Source organism: Acinetobacter sp. WU_MDCI_Abxc222, from assembly GCF_025514755.1.
Lineage (GTDB): Bacteria > Pseudomonadota > Gammaproteobacteria > Pseudomonadales > Moraxellaceae > Acinetobacter > Acinetobacter geminorum.
The window spans coordinates 194,511-211,103 of sequence record NZ_JAHPVG010000006.1; the positions used below are offsets into that span (position 1 = coordinate 194,511).

Below are 16,593 nucleotides of genomic sequence, written 5' to 3' on the forward strand. Positions count from 1 at the left end.
ATTTGTTTAATTAAGCAGGTTGTATTTTTAACATTCCTCACTTCAGATTTCTACTCTAAGCAAAATTAAACCAGCAACATAACTTTACTAGACGACTGGTCTAATAGTTGTTTATGATGTATGCATGAAACGATTAAATAAAAGTGAAACCACACGACAACACATTTTAGATACGAGCTTTGAGCTGGTACTACGTAAAGGTTTTGTCGGTGTTGGTTTGCAAGAGATCTTAAAAGCTTGTGATGTACCCAAAGGTTCGTTCTATCACTACTTTGCTTCGAAAGAGGCGTTCGGCTGTGCGCTGTTAGAGCAATATATGGCTGATTATAAAGTTCGTATGGAACAACTTTGGCAACGCAGTGAGCAAAGTGCCCATGCTCGTTTAATGGCCTTATGGCAGGCATGGATTGATGATCCTGTAAACGGTAGTTGGGCTGAAAACTGTCTGATTGTGAAGTTGGCGGCAGAGGTTTCTGACTTGTCAGAAGACATGCGTCAAATTCTCAATGATGGCGTGCACAAACTAACGCAACGTTTGGCTTTGCTACTCAAGGAAGGGCAACAAGAAGGATCAATTCCAAAACATATTGAGCCTTTAAAAACGGCGCAAGTCATGTATCAGTTATGGTTAGGTGCTGCTTTACTCACAAAATTGTCGCAACACAAAGCACATCTACATCTAGCTTTAGAAACGACCCAACAACTCATAAAACCGATAGAGGAATAAAGCATGCGAAGTATTATCCATCGTAATTTTGGCGAGCCTGTAGACGTTTTAGAGCAGGCGGATATGCCAAAGCCAGAACCAAAAGCAGGCGAAGTGCGTATTAAAACTATCATGTCTCCAATTCATAATCATGATGTATGGACAGTACGTGGAAGCTATGGCTACAAACCGACCTTACCTGCGATTGGTGGTAGTGAAGCGGTTGGTATTGTTGATGCATTGGGTGAAGGCGTTTCTCATGTACAGGTAGGGCAGCGTATTGCAGTGGCAGCTGTGCATGGCAGTTGGGCTGAATACTTTATTGCACCTGCTCATGGAATTATTCCACTCAATAATGAAATTGATGATGAAACTGCAGCACAGCTGATTGGTATGCCAATTAGTGCTCTCATGCTACTCGACTTTGTAAATGTTCAACCGGGTCAATGGCTCATTCAAAACACGGCAAATGGTGCAGTCGGTAAAACAGTTGCGATGATTGCACAGGCACGTGGCTTACCTGTCATTAATCTGGTCCGTCGTACTGATGCGATTACAGAGATGCAAGCACTAGGTATTCAGCATGTTGTTGCGACTGATCAGCCTAACTGGAAAGAGCAAGTTAAACAGATTCACGGCGACCAACCTCTTATTGCTGGTGTGGACTCGATTGGAGGAACCGCAAGTGGCGAAATGCTGAATTTACTCAGTGAAAATAGCCTACTCGTTTCGTTTGGCAGTATGACTGGCGAAACCATGCAGATTTCATCGGGCGATTTGATTTTCAAACAAGCGACAGTAAAAGGTTTCTGGGCGAGTGTGGTCAATAAAGAAATGCCAGCAGCTCGTAAAAAGGAACTGATCGTTGAGCTGCTAACACTAGCGACTCAGAAAAAATTAATTCTTCCTGTAGAAGGTGTATTTAGTTTTGATGAGATTAAAACTGCCGCTCAAAGAGCAACGCAAGGTGCTCGTCAAGGCAAAGTGTTGTTAAAACCGTAACACATTAAAAGATCAGTCGAGAGGCTGATCTTTTTTCATATCTTTAAAATAAAAAGGAAAATTGTATGATCGGACAAATTTTAATTGCACTTATCGCAATATTACATGTCTATATTTTAGTACTAGAGATGTTTTTGTGGGACAAGCCTTATGGCATGAAAGCCTTTGGAAATAATGCAGAAAAAGCAAAACTCACCAAAGTCATGGCACAGAACCAAGGTCTTTATAATGGCTTTTTAGCGGCGGGTTTATTTTGGTCTTTATTGGTAGATGCACCATTTGCCACATCACTTGCCAATTTCTTTTTAGGCTGTGTATTCATTGCAGGTATTTATGGTGGTCTAACTGCCAGCAAAAAGATTATTTATATTCAGGCAGTTCCAGCTTTGATTGCATTGGTTGCTGTTAATTTTCTTTAAAAAGCGCAAAATACAGCGTTTTGGGCTGGAATGACCAGATAGGATCAGCGCATGTGGGCGTTATTTTTAAAATGTATGTTGGGGGCTGGGGTTGTCCTCATTATTTCGATTTTATCGAAAAGTAAGGCATTTTATATTGCAGGCTTAGTCCCGCTTTTTCCTACATTTGCTTTGATTGCTCACGTGATTGTTTTTCAGCAAAAAGGGGCGGAGGCGTTACAAAAAACAGCTCTGTTTGGTCTATGGTCACTTATTCCCTATGCCATTTATTTAATTGCTGTTTATGTGCTGGCAACGCGTATGTCGATGTGGTCTTGTCTAGGACTGGCAACTTTATGTTGGGTTGTGGCCGCGGCAGGTTTGATTTACGGTTGGCAGTTGTTTCAAAGTTAAATTTAAGGCTGACCATTTAAATAATTAAATGGTCAAAGCCTCATCTTGATTTAGATATGATCTAAACCTAACCATTGTCTTTGATGGTAGGCGCTATCCCAAAACAACCATTCAAGTTTTGCACCCATGGTGTAAGCAGCATGCATTTTTTCTAAAGTGTCTGTATCACAACGTGCAGCAACTTTATCTACAGTCGCAATCACATTACGAACGGCGGTATGGAACTCTTCACCTGCGTAAGTATCAATCCATGCTTGGTAAGGATTATTAGGAATTGATTTGTTCACAATATCTTTACCGACTTCGGCGTAAATCCAGAAGCAAGGTAAAAGCGCAGCGAGTACAACAGGATAGCTTTCAGACCAAGCAGTGGCTGTCAAAAATGAAGTGTAATGGTGGCCTGCTAATGTTAATGGGGTATTTTTAAATTCTTCTTTAGTTACACCAAAATTTTTCATGAAGTCATCATGCAAACTACGTTCCACCACAATTGCAATTTTAGCTGCATCTGAAAATTGCATAATATCGTCGGCCTCGAAAGCTTTTGCAGCTGCAACGGCAAGCACACGGCCATAGGCCACTAAATATTGAGCATCTTGAATAACATAATGACAAAATGCTTCTTTATCTAAAGTACCGTTAGCAAGTTCCTGATTAAAAGGCAGGTCGAGAATTTTTTGATATAAATTTAAATTACGTTGCCAGAGTTCTTGAGAAAAAAGCATAAAATCATTCCATTTAAAATTAGACAGCTAAACTGGATTTTAAATCAATTTTAAAATACAAAAATAAGAATGATAGATATATCGAAAGAAAATATTTAATCCGATTAATAAGTTAATTGAATATTACAAATTTCTTTATTAAACAGAGAGATAAAGTAAAGGGAATAACGGCACAAAACAACATCGTTTTGTGGTTAATTATCGATATAATAGCGGCGGTTTTAAGAAAGATTAAATTTAGTTCTTGGTATAGGTCTGATCCATGAAGCATTTCCGATTTTCGATATTTTTTACGGTGGTGTGTTTAGCACTGTCCGCGTATTGGGGTTTTACCCACGGACCTGAAGCAGGCGTGTCTACCATGCTTAAAGCTTTAACAATTACAGCTATTTTAGCTGTAATGGAGGTCTCTTTATCTTTTGACAATGCTGTCGTAAATGCATCGGTTCTACGTAATTGGGATCCGTTCTGGAAAATGCTCTTTTTAACGGTTGGTATTTTAATTGCCGTTTTTGGTATGCGTTTAATTTTCCCAGTAGCGATTGTTGCCGTGACTGCGGATATGGGAATGATTGAAGTGGCTAAATTGGCACTCAATGATCCGAAAACTTACTCTGAACGTTTAATGGCACACCACGCAGAAATTTCAGCTTTTGGTGGAACATTCTTATTATTGGTATTCTTAAACTTCTTCTTTGATGAAGAGAAAGAAACCCATTGGTTTAGATGGCTTGAAGCTAAACTTTCTAGCTTGGCCAGCGTACCGGCAATGTCTGTTTTTATTGCTTTAATTGCGATGTTAATTATGGCAGCAAATGTTGATGAATCGCAGCGCCTTGCTGTGACTATGGCCGGTATTTGGGGCATTGTAGTTTATATTGGCGTTGAAGTTTTAAGTCATATGTTAGGTGGCGAACCTGAAATTGATGAAGATGGTAATGCCATTATGAAAGATGGATCAGGTGCTGCTTCTGGTGTAGTTAAAGCCGGCATAGGTGGTTTCTTGTATCTTGAAGTATTAGATGCATCATTCAGTTTTGACGGTGTGATTGGTGCTTTTGCAATCACTAGCGATGTTGTCGTGATTATGCTGGGTCTTGCAATCGGTGCTATTTTTGTCCGTTCAATGACAGTTTATCTTGTAGAAAAAGGCACGCTAGATGCTTATGTGTTCTTAGAACATGGCGCACATTATGCAATTGGTGCTTTAGCATTCATTATGATTGCAAGTGGTACAGGCGTACATGTGCCTGAAGTGGTAACAGGTTTAATTGGTGTAGCGTTTATTGTTTGGGCTGTCATTGCTTCAATTCAATATTCGAAGCGCGAGCATCAGTCGCCTTAAGCTAATTTTCAGTAAAGTTCGATAGAATGAAGAGGCTAAATGCCTCTTTATTTTTTTAAGCCCAAATCGTTATTTTAAATAAGGTGTTTCGTATTTTTAGAAACGAATCGGCTTATAATTTACCTAGTTTGATAACGTGTATTGATATGATGAATGCTTTGGAACGTCGCTCAACTTTTGCCTTAAGTAGTATTTTCGCACTACGCATGTTGGGCTTGTTCATGATTATTCCTGTCTTTTCTGTAGTTGGACAGTCATATCAATATGCGACTCCAGCACTCATTGGTTTGGCTGTAGGTGTCTACGGCTTAAGCCAGGCGATTTTACAAATTCCATTTAGCTTATTGGCAGACCGTTTTAGCCGTAAACCGCTTGTAGTATTTGGTCTATTACTGTTTGCGATTGGTGGTGCAGTTGCAGGTTTATCCGACACCATTTATGGCGTAATTATTGGCCGTGCTATCGCTGGTGCTGGTGCAGTTTCAGCTGTAGTCATGGCGCTTTTAGCCGATGTGACGCGCGAAGAGCAGCGTACTAAAGCCATGGCTGCTATGGGCATGAGTATTGGCCTGTCTTTTGTGGTGGCTTTTAGCCTTGGGCCTTGGCTCACTAGCCTTGTCGGTATTTCGGGCTTATTCTTTGTCACGACCATTATGGGCTTGATTGCGATTGCGATGTTATTGCTTGTACCTAAAGTGACTCGCCACCATCGTAATTATCAGCAAGGCTATATGGCACAGCTTAAGCAAGTCATTCAAATGGGTGATTTAAACCGTTTGCACGTTTCGGTTTTTGCACTGCATTTATTGCTGACCGCCATGTTTATTTATGTACCTTCACAACTCATCGAGTTTGCGCATATTCCTTTGGCGAGCCATGGTTTGGTTTATTTGCCACTCTTGGTTATTAGCCTGTTCTTTGCATTTCCAAGCATCATCATTGCTGAAAAATATCGCAAAATGCGCGGGATTTTTTTAACAGCAATTACAGGCATTATTGCAGGTTTGCTGCTGCTTATATTTGGTTATCAATCCAAATATGTATTACTTGCAGGTCTAGGTATTTTCTTTATTGCATTTAATGTGATGGAGGCTTTATTGCCTTCTTGGCTGTCGAAGTCTGCTCCAATTCAGTCAAAAGCAACGGCTATGGGCGTAAATGCCAGTAGTCAGTTTTTAGGCGCTTTTTTTGGTGGCACACTAGGTGGTCAATTATTGATGTTACATAATACTGCGATTGGATGGAGTGTCTTAGCAGGGATTGCTATAATATGGTTGCTAATTAGTTTTGGTTTAGCTCAGCCGCGGTATTTGTCATCAATTGTGTTGCCATTGCCGCAAGTGCAACAGGTGAATGAGTGGACCACACAGCTATTGGCAATTCGTGGTATCGAAGAAGTTGTGGTGATGCCTGACCAGCAAGTTGCTTATATTAAAGTCGATAAACAGTCTCTAGATGATGCTGCGCGACGTGATTTAACGCAGTTGTTCGGTAAAGAGGTAGCCATTTAAGCATAACTCTTATAAAGTAAAACATAGAAATGTATAGGATGAAGACAGCTAATGCGTGGTGTAAATAAGGTTATTTTGGTTGGTACTTTGGGTCGTGATCCTGAAACAAAAACTTTTCCAAATGGGGGCTCGTTGACCCAATTTTCAATCGCGACAAGTGAAGCTTGGACTGATAAAAATACCGGTGAACGTAAAGAACAAACAGAATGGCACCGTATTGTTTTGCATAACCGTTTAGGGGAAATTGCTCAGCAGTTCTTGCGTAAAGGTTCTAAGGTTTATATTGAAGGTTCACTACGTACGCGTCAGTGGACAGACCAAAATGGCCAAGAGCGTTACACTACAGAAATTCGTGGCGACCAGATGCAAATGTTAGATGCTCGTCAACAAGGTGAACAAGGTTTCGCTGGCGGTAATGATTTTAATCAACCACGTTTTAACGCACCTCAACAAGGTGGTAATGGTTATCAAAATAATAACAACCAAGGTGGCGGCTATGGCCAAAACAGCGGTGGTTATGGTAACCAAGGTGGTTTCGGTAATGGTGGAAGCAACCCTCAAGCGGGTGGTTTCGCTCCTAAAGCGTCACAACAACCGGCTTCTGCACCTGCTGATTTAGACGACGATTTACCGTTCTAATCAAAGTTGCAAAAAAGGCGAGTTTATCTCGCCTTTTTTATTACTCAATTCCAAGCAAACGTATCAGTGCCGTGCCAGCGGCTGCCAAGCAAATCACCAATAACAGCGGTACTTTTTTCCAAACCAAGAACAGTGCTAAGCCAACACCAAATATACGCGCGAACCCCGCAAAATGTTGACCTTCAAAAAATGTTGTCGTCACTGCAATCGCACAGAGCAAAACAGTCGCACCGTTTGAGAGTAAAACTTGGTATTTTTCAGAAAATGAGAACTTGGCACCCAAATGAAAACCAGCGAAACGAATCCCATAGGTTCCAAGTGCTAGTAAGCCGATACCTAAAATAATTAATAATTGTTGATTCATTTCTTTCTACCAAATATCAAGCCAAAAAGTGAAATCAGAATTGGAAGTCCTGAGGCCAAAAAAGGTGTGGTGATCAGCGCTAAAGTTGATCCGGCAAATGCAGCTTTTCGAGTAGATTTATTCTTTAAGGCATTAAAAGTAAGTGCAATTAAAATCGCTGGGAAAATGGCATCTAAGCCGAATGTTTTTGGGTCTGGAATCGCACTTCCAATGAAATAACCCGCCGTTACACCAAGTGGCCAACTGAGCATGATGCCTATACCACATAGCCAGTAAGCAGCTTTTTTCGTCTCAAAATCGGGCTGTGCCATACCAAACAAAACGCTTTCATCATTCATGATATGTGCCCCAAAATATCGAGAGAATTTGCCTCGGATTAGTTCATTGACTGCAATACCAAAAGGTAGATGTCTTAAATTGACGAGTAGTCCTGCAATTGCCGCTGCAATTGGGCTACCACCTACAGCCAAGAAACCAATAAAGATAAATTCGGCAGTTCCTGCGAGCACAAAAACGGATAGGCAAAGCGGGATCCAGAGCGCTAAGCCATAACTTGCAGCAAGTGAACCTAAAGACATACCAACGACACTCGTCGCTAGGCACACAAAGAAAATCGAGCGGGTAGTGTCTTTACTTAGTTTTTTAATCAGAGAGTATGTGGACATAGCATGATATAACGAACGATTTTCCATTATAATGAATAAGTCTGATCGTTTTGTCAAAACGAACGATCGTTTTTTTTATAGAACGGATGTGGTGAATGTCTCAGCCAATTGAAATTATTGCCAAAGGTTTAACGCGTGAACGTCAAAGAGCAGGGCTTTCATTGGCAGAGGTTGCTCGTCGTGCAGGTGTCGCTAAATCTACACTGTCACAATTAGAGGCAGGGCAAGGCAACCCTAGCATTGAAACTTTATGGGCGCTTTGTGTTGCACTGAATATTCCATTTGCACGCTTGATGGAAGAACCAAGTAATCAGGTACAAGTGATTCGCTGTGGCGATGGGCCAACAGTGAGTTCTGAGATTGCCAACTACAAAGCAATTTTGTTAGCGACTTGTCCGCCACATGCGCGCCGAGATGTTTATTTACTGATTGTTGAACCAGGCGAAGATCGTCTTTCAGAACCACATCCAGTGGGCTCTGTGGAGCATATTATTGTGGTTGAAGGTAAAGCTTTGGTGGGCTTAATTGATGAAGCTGTTGAGCTTGGTGTTGGAGACTATATTTGTTATCCAGCTGACCAGAAACATATATTTAGAGCTTTGGAAACAGGCACAAAGGCATTATTAATTTCTGAACAAAACTAAAGAAATTCAATCTCATTAAAATAAAAACTAAAAGCCATTTACCAGCATCCCCTACAAAAAGGGCCAATTTTGCGTATAAATTTTGCAATTGGCTCTCTCTTTTATTACAAAAATGGCTCTCGTTTCTTGAGTGCCGAAACGACAAATTAAAGCTATTGGAAGTATGCATACGGAAGCGCCGGATAAGCTCAGTGAATTTACTGTTTTAGGAATTGGGCAGAACGGCTAAATTTTTAGGGGATATTTTTTGGCTTCGGAGGATTTCCGAGACTAGCCGATATCCTCCATATATTAAGGAAAATGATATGGCAGCTCATCAAAATGGTTCTGAAGCCAATCACTCCCAAAGTTTAAAACATGGACTCAAATCACGCCACCTGACCATGATCTCGATTGCAGGGGTTATTGGTGGTTCTCTATTCGTCGGCTCAGGCAGTATTATTTACAATACCGGACCTGTAGTTTTCTTAACTTACGCTTTAGGTGGTCTACTTGTTTGGTTCATCATGCGTATGTTAGGCGAGATGGCCGTTTTAAACCCTGATAGTGGCTCTTTTTCAACTTATGCTGACCGTGCGATTGGCCGTTGGGCAGGGTTTTCAATTGGTTGGTTGTACTGGTGTACTCTGGCCATGCTCATGGGGTGGGAAGCCTATGTGGCAGGTAAAATTCTAAACAATTGGTTCCCGTTTATACCGATCTGGGTCTATATGGTCGTGGTGATTGGCGCACTGGTTGTTGTTAATTTACAAAACGTGAAAAACTATGGTGAATTTGAGTTTTGGTTCGCCCTCATCAAAGTCATTGCGATTGTTATTTTCCTTGTGATTGGTAGTTTAGCCATCATGCACTTGTGGCCTTGGGGTAATCCGGCTGCTTCTGGTATGAGTCATTTAACCTCTCAAGGCTTTATGCCAAATGGAGGTTCATCTGTTATCACAGCTTTGCTTGGGGTGATGTTTGCCTACATTGGTGCTGAAATTGTTACGGTAGCGGCAGCAGAGTCGGCAAATCCATCGAAAGAAATTCGTAAAGCATCAAACTCGGTGGTTTGGCGAATTATTTTATTCTACGTAGGCTCTATGTTTGTGGCGGTATGTTTGATTCCTCACAACAATGAACTTTTGAAAGATTCAACTTGGGGAACCTATAGCGTAACTCTGTCTGCACTTGGTATTCCAGGGGCGCGCCATATCGTAAACTTTGTGGTTCTAACCTCAGTATGTAGTTGCTTTAACTCAGCTCTTTATACGTGTTCACGTATGTTGTTCTCTTTAGCTAAACGTGGTGATGCACCGAAAAGTTTTGGCTCTGTAAACAGTAAAAGTAGTCCGTGGGTGGGCGTGATTGTGTCATGCTTCTTCTCTGTGATTGCGGTAGTTTTAACTGCAACCGAGAGTATGAATGTTTATGACTTTTTCATGTTAACAACAGGCGCGGCAACACTCTATGTGTATTTGACTATTGCTTATTCTCAGCTTCGTATGCGTAAAAAGTTAGAAGCTGAAGGCGTGAAAATTGACTTTAAAATGTGGATGTTCCCTTATCTAACTTACGTGGTGATTTTTGCAATTATTGGTGCAATTCTTACCATGTTGATTGAAGGCACCTATTTTAAAGAAGTGATTTACACCACAGCTCTGTTCGGCATTATTGTGTTCTTCGGCTTGTTGTCTGAAAAACTGGGTTGGGGTAAAGAGCGTAGAGCGACTCATTTAACTCATAGCCATGAAGAAAAGTTAGTTTAAATTTTTTAAATAAAAAAGAGCCTTACAAACAGGCTCTTTTTTATTTGTCTTATAAGAAAACAGTTAATTCAATGTGGGTACACCTGCTTCACGTAAGCATTGAAGCAAGACACCAAAAGCCATCACCATATCTTTTTCATTTACACAGGCAAAGCCCATGAGCAGTCCACGTTCGGCATGTGCATGCGACTGCATGTAATACTGCGAAAGAGGACGAACTTTGACACCACGTTCAAGTGCAGTGGCTGCAATGGCGACATCATCGCAAGCGTTTGGTAGTTTTAAAACCAGATGCAATCCTGCCGCTTCATCATATTCATGAATAAATTCGGGACCAAGGTAGCGTTGAATTAAGCTCACCAAGTAGTCACGGCGCTTGCCATAAAGTAGGCGCATACGGCGAATATGCGCTTCATAATGGCCTTCACGAATAAATTCAGCTAGGGCTTTTTGCTCAAGCAAGTGCCCACCACGATAAAGCTCGGCTGCAACAATACGTAATGGTGAAAATAACGGCTTAGGCACCACTAGATAGCCAATTCTTAAGGATGGATAAATGGTTTTACTAAACGTGCCCATGTACAGCACAGGCGCATCATTTTCTAAACCTTGTAAAGAGGGGTAAGGCTGACCCGAGAAACGGAACTCACTGTCATAATCATCTTCTACAATCCAGCTATTGTGCTGACGTGCAATCTCAATCAGTTTACGTCGGCGGTTGAGGCTTAAATGAGAGCCAAGCGGATATTGGTGTGAAGGCGTGACAAAAATGAGTTTTGGTGGCTTTGCCGGATTTTCCTCAGGAATAATGCCTTCAGCATCGACAGGCATTGGTTGAATATCAAGGCCATTAATTCGTAACGTATTACGCATTCCCCAATAAGCAGGATCTTCAATCCAGATTTTATCCCCCATATCACTGAGCGCACGCGAGACTAAATCAATAGCTTGGTGAATGCCTTCGGTAATAATAATCTGGTCCGCATCGCACTGGACTGAACGTGCAACACGCAAGTAATCTGCCAATGCACTTCGAAGCTCTATACATCCACCTGCATTGCTATAAATCAGGCGGTTAATGTCGGGTTCGCGGCTTAAGCGTGCTTGAATACGACTAAAAATATGATGTGGGAACTCGGTCACATCCGGTGCTCCCGGCACAAAAGCGCCCCATTGGTGTGGCGACGCTGCTGCATAGCCTAATAAGTTGGAACCACGCTGCGATAGTGCATAGGAGCTTTGAGCTTTCGGGCTAGAAACCACTTTTTTCTTGTTTTGTGTATTTAAAAAACTCTCTGGTAATTTTTCGGCAACCCATGTGCCATGTCCTGTCCGTGCTTCTAAGTAGCCTTCAGCTTGTAGCTGTTCATAGGCACTAAGCACCGTATTTCTTGAAACATGAATTTCACTGGCTAAGTCGCGTGACGCAGGTAGACGAGTCTTGGGCTGGATGACTCCATCAATAATGGCACCACGCAGACAACGGAAAAGGCGTTGATGTAGTTTCCCTTCAGTGTCCTGTTGGAGTCGTTGTAGCAAATGATCTCCAAGTAAACTACGCAATTGGCTCTCTCCTACAGTTAAAAAGTGGCTCTCGTCAGTTGGCATCAGACGAGCGAAATTACATGCATAGGCAGTCGTTGTAAAGCACCCTGAAAATTAAGCACAGGATGCAAGAAACCAAAGCTGCAACTGATGATGAAAATATGAGGGAATCAAATGGATAATCAACATTCTGCACTTAACGCACGTAAACAGCAAGCAACTCCACGTGGTGTAGGCGTGATGTGTCAGTGGTATGCGGAAAAAGCTGAAAATGCCACGCTTTGGGACAAGGAAGGCAACCAATTTATCGACTTTGCTGGTGGTATCGCGGTTTTAAATACAGGCCATCGCCACCCTAAAGTGATTGCAGCAGTAACTGAGCAACTTACTAAATTTACTCACACTGCCTATCAAGTAACACCATATGAAAGCTATGTCGCTTTAGCTGAGCGTATTAATGAACGCGCGCCAATTGCGGGTCCTGCGAAGTCAGCTTTTTTCACTACTGGTGCAGAAGCAGTTGAAAATGCGGTGAAGATTGCTCGTTCTTATACAGGTCGTCACGGCATTATCACTTTTGGTAATGGTTTCCACGGTCGTTCATTTATGACGATGGCAATGACAGGTAAAACAGCGCCTTACAAACGTGATTTCGGTGTAATGCCAGCGGGTGTGTTCCACGCGCGTTACCCAGTGCCTGCTAAAGGTATTTCAGTAGACGCGGCAATTGAAAGCGTTGAAGATATTTTCAGTGAAGATATTGCACCACATGATGTTGCGGCAATCGTACTTGAGCCAGTACAAGGTGAAGGCGGTTTCAATGTTGTGCCAGCTGAGTTCTTAAAACGTTTACGTTCAATTTGCGACAAGCACGGTATTTTATTGGTTGCTGACGAAGTGCAATCAGGTTTTGCCCGTACTGGTAAATTGTTCGCAATGAACTATTACGAAACTAAAGCAGATCTCATCACGATGGCGAAAAGCTTGGGCGGCGGTTTCCCTATTTCAGGTGTTGTTGGCCGTGCAGAAGTGATGGATGCGCCTAACCCAGGTGGATTAGGTGGTACTTACGCAGGTAGCCCGATTGCGGTTGCTGCTGCGCACGCGGTTATTGATGCGATTGAAGAAGAAAACCTATGCGACCGTGCAAATGAATTAGGTGCAGAGTTAGTCGCTACCCTTAAAGATATTCAGCAAGCAACAGGCGACGTCGTAACTGATATTCGTGCATTAGGTTCAATGGTTGCAGTAGAGCTTGAAACAGCTGAACAAGCAAAAGTTGTACAAAACTATGCAATGGAAAACGGGTTGTTACTTCTTACTTGTGGTAAATACGGTAATGTAATTCGTTTCTTATATCCATTAACCATTCCTGCTGAACAATTCCGTCAAGGCCTTGATATCTTGAAACAAGGTTTTGCAACTCTAAAAGCAGGTAGTGCAAAAGCAATGGAGCAATCTGCATGATTCAAAATAATTTGCAGTATTTATTAAAACATCCTGATATTTCATTAGAAGCACCTGCATCAAATGACTATATCGAAGTTAATGATGCTGCTACAGGTGAAACTTTGGCATGGGTAAAAACCTATGACCGTGCAGGAGTTGAAGCCGCAATTAACCGTTCAGCAAAAGCGCAGGCTGCTTGGAAAAAGCAAACTGCCTTGGCTCGTGCTGATGTGCTATTGGCATGGTACAACCTCATGCTTGAGCACAAAGAAAATCTGGCTCAAATCTTAACAGCTGAGCAAGGTAAGCCATTAGCAGAAGCACGTGGTGAAATTGGTTATGCAGCATCTTTTATACGATGGTTTGCCGAGCAAGCTCGCCGTATTGATGGTGAAGTGTTGACGCCAACCTTGCCAAACCAACGTCTGCTCGTGATTAAACAAGCGATTGGAGTTACTGCTGCCATTACGCCGTGGAACTTCCCTGCTGCCATGATTACGCGTAAAGCAGGTCCAGCCATTGCTGCGGGTTGTTCAATGTTGGTTAAACCAGCAGAACAAACGCCGTTAACCGCCTATGCACTTGAAGTATTGGCTTTACAGGCAGGTTTACCAGCTGATGTTTTAATTAACATTAGTGGTGATGCGGTTGAAGTGGGTAAAACACTATGTGAAAGCGATATTGTTCGTAAGTTAAGCTTCACAGGTTCAACTCAAGTTGGCTGTATCTTGATGCAACAATGTGCGCCAACCATTAAAAAGCTTTCGCTTGAACTCGGTGGTAATGCACCAGTTGTGGTATTTGACGATGCTAACCTTGAGCAAGCAGTTCAGGGCATTATGGCAAGTAAATATCGTAACAGCGGTCAAACTTGTGTATGTGCTAACCGTATTTATGTTCAAGACGGTATTTACGATGCATTGGCAGAGCGTTTGGTTGAAGCTGTGTCTAAGCTTAAAGTTGGCGATGGCCGTCAAGAAGGTTCAACTCAAGGGCCTTTAATTGATGAAGACGCGATTGCAAAAGTTCAGTCTCATATTGCAGATGCAACTGAGAAAGGGGCAACAGTTCGTATTGGTGGTCAACGCTCGGCACTGGGCGGTACATTCTTTGAACCGACTGTGTTAACAGGCGTAACGCAAGACATGAAAGTGTCTAAAGAAGAAACTTTTGGTCCGCTTGCACCACTATTCCGCTTTAAAACTGAAGATGAAGCAGTGGCAATGGCGAACGATACCGAGTTTGGTTTAGCTGCTTATTTGTTTACGCAAAGCACAGCTCGTCAATGGCGAGTAGGTGAAGCACTCGAATACGGTATGGTCGGCATTAACACGGGCGCGATTTCAAATGAAGTTGCTCCGTTTGGTGGCGTAAAACAATCAGGTCTAGGCCGTGAAGGTTCAAAATTCGGCATCGAAGAATATGTCGAAATGAAATACCTCTGCGTAGACTTATCTGAGTAAGGAATAAAGCGAGTTCGCTTTGTTCTGAACGAAAACATACAGTTATGCTGTATGTGATGTTTCACAAAAAAACCGGTCATGCCCATTCATGACCGGTTTTTTATTTTAAGTCGATAGATAGCCATCACGACTTTCAGGCAAACGCCTGAGTTCATCAATCAGCGTTTCAATGAGTTTTTCAACCACAAGACGTTGGCCTTTTCTCGAAACATAAACCAATTGCAGCGTACCAATATTCGACTTCCAGTCAGGAAGAATATGGATAAGCGTACCTTTACGAATTTCAGATTCGACGGTTAAAAAAGGAAGGTCGGCAATGCCTAAACCATCCATTACAGCATAGTAAACACCTGCCAAATCATTACTTTTTATTCGTGGTTGATAAGGCACATCAACCGATTCACTATTACGAATATTGCATAAATGCCAAATAGGATTTTGTTTTTGAGTACCTAAGCTAATACTCGGAAAGTCCTGTAATTCAGAATAATGTTCAATGATGCGACCTTGAAGTAATTCAGGCGAAGCCACCAGACAATGATCGGTTTTAATCACATCACGAACAATTAAATTTGAATCTTCATTGGGTTCAAAATTGGTACGAATCGCGAGGTCGATGTCATCATGCAAGATATCTACTCGACGGCTGGTTAGCTCGAGTGCTATTTCAACTTTGGGGTAGGTTTTTAAAAACTGATTTAAAATTTTTCTAATTTGAAAATGCATCATCAGAGGTGGGCAACTTACTTTTACCAAACCTTGAGGCTCACTTTTTTGCTTTAATAACACGTTTTCTGCACATTCAACTTGAGTAATAACTTTGCAGCATTCCTCGTAAAATTCTTGACCTAAATCGGTCACCTTAAAATGACGTGTTGTTCTTTGAATCAGGCTGACATTAAATTTATTTTCAAGGTCAATAATGCGTCGGCTGAGCTTAGATTTACTAATATTTTCAGCATCACTGGCCGCACTAAAGCCGCCGTGTTTTACGACCAAATAGAAATAATAAAAATCATCAAAAGAGCTTATCAATGTCCGATCAATCCATTTAACTTTAAGATTAGAGCGCTTAAGCACTCTAATCTTGGCAATAGAACTTATTTTTGTGAGGTATTAAAGCTATAGCTTGTCATCAGGTTGCGGTAATCAGGGATATGATTTGAGAACAACGCACCTAAACCTTCCACATCATTACGCCAGTCGCGGTGTAACTCACACGCCATACCAAACCACGTCATAAGCTGAGCACCTGCTTTTGACATACGGTCCCAAGCAGCATCACGTGTTAATTCATTGAAAGTACCAGAAGCATCGGTAATCACAAACACTTCAAAGCCTTCAGCGAGTGCAGATAAAGCTGGGAATGCCACACAAACCTCAGTCACTACCCCTGCAATAATCAGTTGTTTTTTACCTGTCGCTTTGACAGCTTTTACGAAGTCTTCATTGTCCCATGCATTGATTTGACCAGGACGTGGAATAAATGGTGCATTTGGGAAAAGTTCTTTTAATTCTGGAACTAAAGGACCATTTGGACCGTTTTCAAAACTAGTGGTAAGAATAGTTGGTAAATTAAAATATTTAGCAGCATCTGCAAGTGCTAATACATTGTTTTTAAATTTATCCGGATCGATATCTCGAACTAAAGAAAGTAAACCTGCTTGATGGTCAACCAAAAGAACCGCAGCATTATCCTTGTCTAAACGCACGTAATCTTGAGCCATTTTTTATGTCCTCATGTTATCAAAATAAATAATCAAAAATTATTGAGTAGGTCGTTATTGCCTAAAATTATGCTAGTTGAGTTTTATGTCGTGATTAAGTCTAAAAAATAGGATTAAGAATTTTAAAAATAGGACGATCTTAAAAAGAGCACATTAAATTCTTAGATTGTCTCATAGATGAAATAATGTGTTGCTAATCCTGATCTATAAACTGCAATTATTGAGGCGTAAAATCAATACCAGTTCAA

The 16,593-nt window shown here is 41.6% G+C and carries 17 protein-coding genes; 11 read left to right on the forward strand and 6 right to left on the reverse strand.

Annotated elements, in window-relative coordinates:
• The first annotated feature begins 124 nt into the window (after nt 1-124).
• The 4 genes from KTJ10_RS11410 to KTJ10_RS11425 all read left to right on the forward strand — a co-directional run bounded on the left by KTJ10_RS11410 (nt 125) and on the right by KTJ10_RS11425 (nt 2,520).
• On the forward strand, nt 125-727 hold the full coding sequence (locus KTJ10_RS11410) for a TetR/AcrR family transcriptional regulator (RefSeq protein ID WP_262442048.1): 603 nt from the start codon (nt 125-127) through the stop codon (nt 725-727).
• A 3-nt stretch (nt 728-730) separates the two neighbouring features.
• On the forward strand, nt 731-1,708 hold the full coding sequence (locus KTJ10_RS11415; protein ID WP_262442049.1) for a zinc-binding dehydrogenase: 978 nt from the start codon (nt 731-733) through the stop codon (nt 1,706-1,708).
• A 65-nt stretch (nt 1,709-1,773) separates the two neighbouring features.
• Entirely contained in the window at nt 1,774-2,127 is a 354-nt protein-coding gene (locus KTJ10_RS11420; protein WP_086264742.1) for a DUF1304 domain-containing protein, read from the forward strand.
• A gap of 51 nt (nt 2,128-2,178) precedes the next feature.
• Nucleotides 2,179-2,520 carry a GlpM family protein gene (locus KTJ10_RS11425; protein ID WP_005804458.1) on the forward strand — a complete coding sequence of 114 codons (342 nt, stop codon included), beginning with the start codon at nt 2,179-2,181 and terminating at the stop codon, nt 2,518-2,520.
• A gap of 50 nt (nt 2,521-2,570) precedes the next feature.
• On the opposite strand, the gene tenA is transcribed toward KTJ10_RS11425, so the two are convergent.
• A complete protein-coding gene (tenA, locus tag KTJ10_RS11430) occupies nt 2,571-3,245 on the reverse strand; it encodes a thiaminase II (RefSeq protein WP_262442051.1) in 675 nt (224 codons plus the stop codon).
• Between the two features lie 262 nt (nt 3,246-3,507).
• On the opposite strand from tenA, the gene KTJ10_RS11435 reads away from it, so the two are divergent.
• From KTJ10_RS11435 to ssb, 3 genes are all read left to right on the forward strand, one after another.
• Nucleotides 3,508-4,590, forward strand: coding sequence for a DUF475 domain-containing protein (locus KTJ10_RS11435; RefSeq protein ID WP_017399821.1), 1,083 nt, complete (start codon nt 3,508-3,510; stop codon nt 4,588-4,590).
• Between the two features lie 146 nt (nt 4,591-4,736).
• The gene (locus KTJ10_RS11440) at nt 4,737-6,101 is read left to right on the forward strand and encodes an MFS transporter (protein ID WP_262442053.1); all 1,365 of its coding nucleotides are present in this window, start codon (nt 4,737-4,739) and stop codon (nt 6,099-6,101) included.
• 51 nt (nt 6,102-6,152) lie between these two features.
• Nucleotides 6,153-6,740: a single-stranded DNA-binding protein gene (gene ssb / locus KTJ10_RS11445; protein ID WP_262442055.1), complete on the forward strand. Its 588-nt coding sequence runs from the start codon at nt 6,153-6,155 to the stop codon at nt 6,738-6,740.
• Between the two features lie 40 nt (nt 6,741-6,780).
• Here ssb and KTJ10_RS11450 read toward each other — a convergent pair whose 3' ends face one another.
• Nucleotides 6,781-7,104 (reverse strand): AzlD domain-containing protein, encoded by a 324-nt coding sequence (locus KTJ10_RS11450; RefSeq protein WP_262442056.1) that lies wholly within the window; start codon nt 7,102-7,104, stop codon nt 6,781-6,783.
• Nucleotides 7,101-7,796 (reverse strand): AzlC family ABC transporter permease, encoded by a 696-nt coding sequence (locus KTJ10_RS11455; RefSeq protein ID WP_029768967.1) that lies wholly within the window; start codon nt 7,794-7,796, stop codon nt 7,101-7,103. The genes KTJ10_RS11450 and KTJ10_RS11455 overlap by 4 nt, the downstream gene beginning before the upstream one ends.
• Nucleotides 7,797-7,864: 68 nt before the next feature.
• Between KTJ10_RS11455 and KTJ10_RS11460 the strand changes: the two genes are divergently transcribed.
• Nucleotides 7,865-8,413, forward strand: coding sequence for a helix-turn-helix domain-containing protein (locus tag KTJ10_RS11460; protein WP_002117406.1), 549 nt, complete (start codon nt 7,865-7,867; stop codon nt 8,411-8,413).
• A 305-nt stretch (nt 8,414-8,718) separates the two neighbouring features.
• A complete protein-coding gene (locus KTJ10_RS11465) occupies nt 8,719-10,161 on the forward strand; it encodes an amino acid permease (protein WP_046811772.1) in 1,443 nt (480 codons plus the stop codon).
• Between the two features lie 63 nt (nt 10,162-10,224).
• On the opposite strand, the gene KTJ10_RS11470 is transcribed toward KTJ10_RS11465, so the two are convergent.
• Nucleotides 10,225-11,724, reverse strand: coding sequence for a PLP-dependent aminotransferase family protein (locus KTJ10_RS11470; RefSeq protein ID WP_068564493.1), 1,500 nt, complete (start codon nt 11,722-11,724; stop codon nt 10,225-10,227).
• Between the two features lie 156 nt (nt 11,725-11,880).
• Here KTJ10_RS11470 and gabT point away from each other — a divergent pair, with 156 nt between their 5' ends.
• Together gabT and KTJ10_RS11480 are read left to right on the forward strand one after the other, a co-directional pair.
• Nucleotides 11,881-13,173 carry a 4-aminobutyrate--2-oxoglutarate transaminase gene (gabT, locus tag KTJ10_RS11475; protein ID WP_002117401.1) on the forward strand — a complete coding sequence of 431 codons (1,293 nt, stop codon included), beginning with the start codon at nt 11,881-11,883 and terminating at the stop codon, nt 13,171-13,173.
• On the forward strand, nt 13,170-14,618 hold the full coding sequence (locus tag KTJ10_RS11480; protein WP_262442057.1) for an NAD-dependent succinate-semialdehyde dehydrogenase: 1,449 nt from the start codon (nt 13,170-13,172) through the stop codon (nt 14,616-14,618). The genes gabT and KTJ10_RS11480 overlap by 4 nt, the downstream gene beginning before the upstream one ends.
• A 105-nt stretch (nt 14,619-14,723) precedes the next feature.
• Here KTJ10_RS11480 and KTJ10_RS11485 read toward each other — a convergent pair whose 3' ends face one another.
• Nucleotides 14,724-15,698, reverse strand: coding sequence for a LysR substrate-binding domain-containing protein (locus KTJ10_RS11485; protein ID WP_262442059.1), 975 nt, complete (start codon nt 15,696-15,698; stop codon nt 14,724-14,726).
• A 20-nt stretch (nt 15,699-15,718) separates the two neighbouring features.
• The gene (gene ycaC / locus KTJ10_RS11490) at nt 15,719-16,345 is read right to left on the reverse strand and encodes an isochorismate family cysteine hydrolase YcaC (protein ID WP_182917740.1); all 627 of its coding nucleotides are present in this window, start codon (nt 16,343-16,345) and stop codon (nt 15,719-15,721) included.
• Nucleotides 16,346-16,593: the final 248 nt, after the last annotated feature.

What these genes read in the sequence shown, in the direction of transcription:
- KTJ10_RS11410 (WP_262442048.1), top strand. Translation starts at nt 125, where the DNA reads ATGAAACGATTAAATAAAAGTGAAACCACACGACAACACATTTTAGAT.
- KTJ10_RS11415 (WP_262442049.1), top strand. Translation starts at nt 731, where the DNA reads ATGCGAAGTATTATCCATCGTAATTTTGGCGAGCCTGTAGACGTTTTA.
- KTJ10_RS11420 (WP_086264742.1), top strand. Translation starts at nt 1,774, where the DNA reads ATGATCGGACAAATTTTAATTGCACTTATCGCAATATTACATGTCTAT.
- KTJ10_RS11425 (WP_005804458.1), top strand. Translation starts at nt 2,179, where the DNA reads ATGTGGGCGTTATTTTTAAAATGTATGTTGGGGGCTGGGGTTGTCCTC.
- tenA (WP_262442051.1), bottom strand. Translation starts at nt 3,245, where the DNA reads ATGCTTTTTTCTCAAGAACTCTGGCAACGTAATTTAAATTTATATCAA.
- KTJ10_RS11435 (WP_017399821.1), top strand. Translation starts at nt 3,508, where the DNA reads ATGAAGCATTTCCGATTTTCGATATTTTTTACGGTGGTGTGTTTAGCA.
- KTJ10_RS11440 (WP_262442053.1), top strand. Translation starts at nt 4,737, where the DNA reads ATGATGAATGCTTTGGAACGTCGCTCAACTTTTGCCTTAAGTAGTATT.
- ssb (WP_262442055.1), top strand. Translation starts at nt 6,153, where the DNA reads ATGCGTGGTGTAAATAAGGTTATTTTGGTTGGTACTTTGGGTCGTGAT.
- KTJ10_RS11450 (WP_262442056.1), bottom strand. Translation starts at nt 7,104, where the DNA reads ATGAATCAACAATTATTAATTATTTTAGGTATCGGCTTACTAGCACTT.
- KTJ10_RS11455 (WP_029768967.1), bottom strand. Translation starts at nt 7,796, where the DNA reads ATGGAAAATCGTTCGTTATATCATGCTATGTCCACATACTCTCTGATT.
- KTJ10_RS11460 (WP_002117406.1), top strand. Translation starts at nt 7,865, where the DNA reads ATGTCTCAGCCAATTGAAATTATTGCCAAAGGTTTAACGCGTGAACGT.
- KTJ10_RS11465 (WP_046811772.1), top strand. Translation starts at nt 8,719, where the DNA reads ATGGCAGCTCATCAAAATGGTTCTGAAGCCAATCACTCCCAAAGTTTA.
- gabT (WP_002117401.1), top strand. Translation starts at nt 11,881, where the DNA reads ATGGATAATCAACATTCTGCACTTAACGCACGTAAACAGCAAGCAACT.
- KTJ10_RS11480 (WP_262442057.1), top strand. Translation starts at nt 13,170, where the DNA reads ATGATTCAAAATAATTTGCAGTATTTATTAAAACATCCTGATATTTCA.
- ycaC (WP_182917740.1), bottom strand. Translation starts at nt 16,345, where the DNA reads ATGGCTCAAGATTACGTGCGTTTAGACAAGGATAATGCTGCGGTTCTT.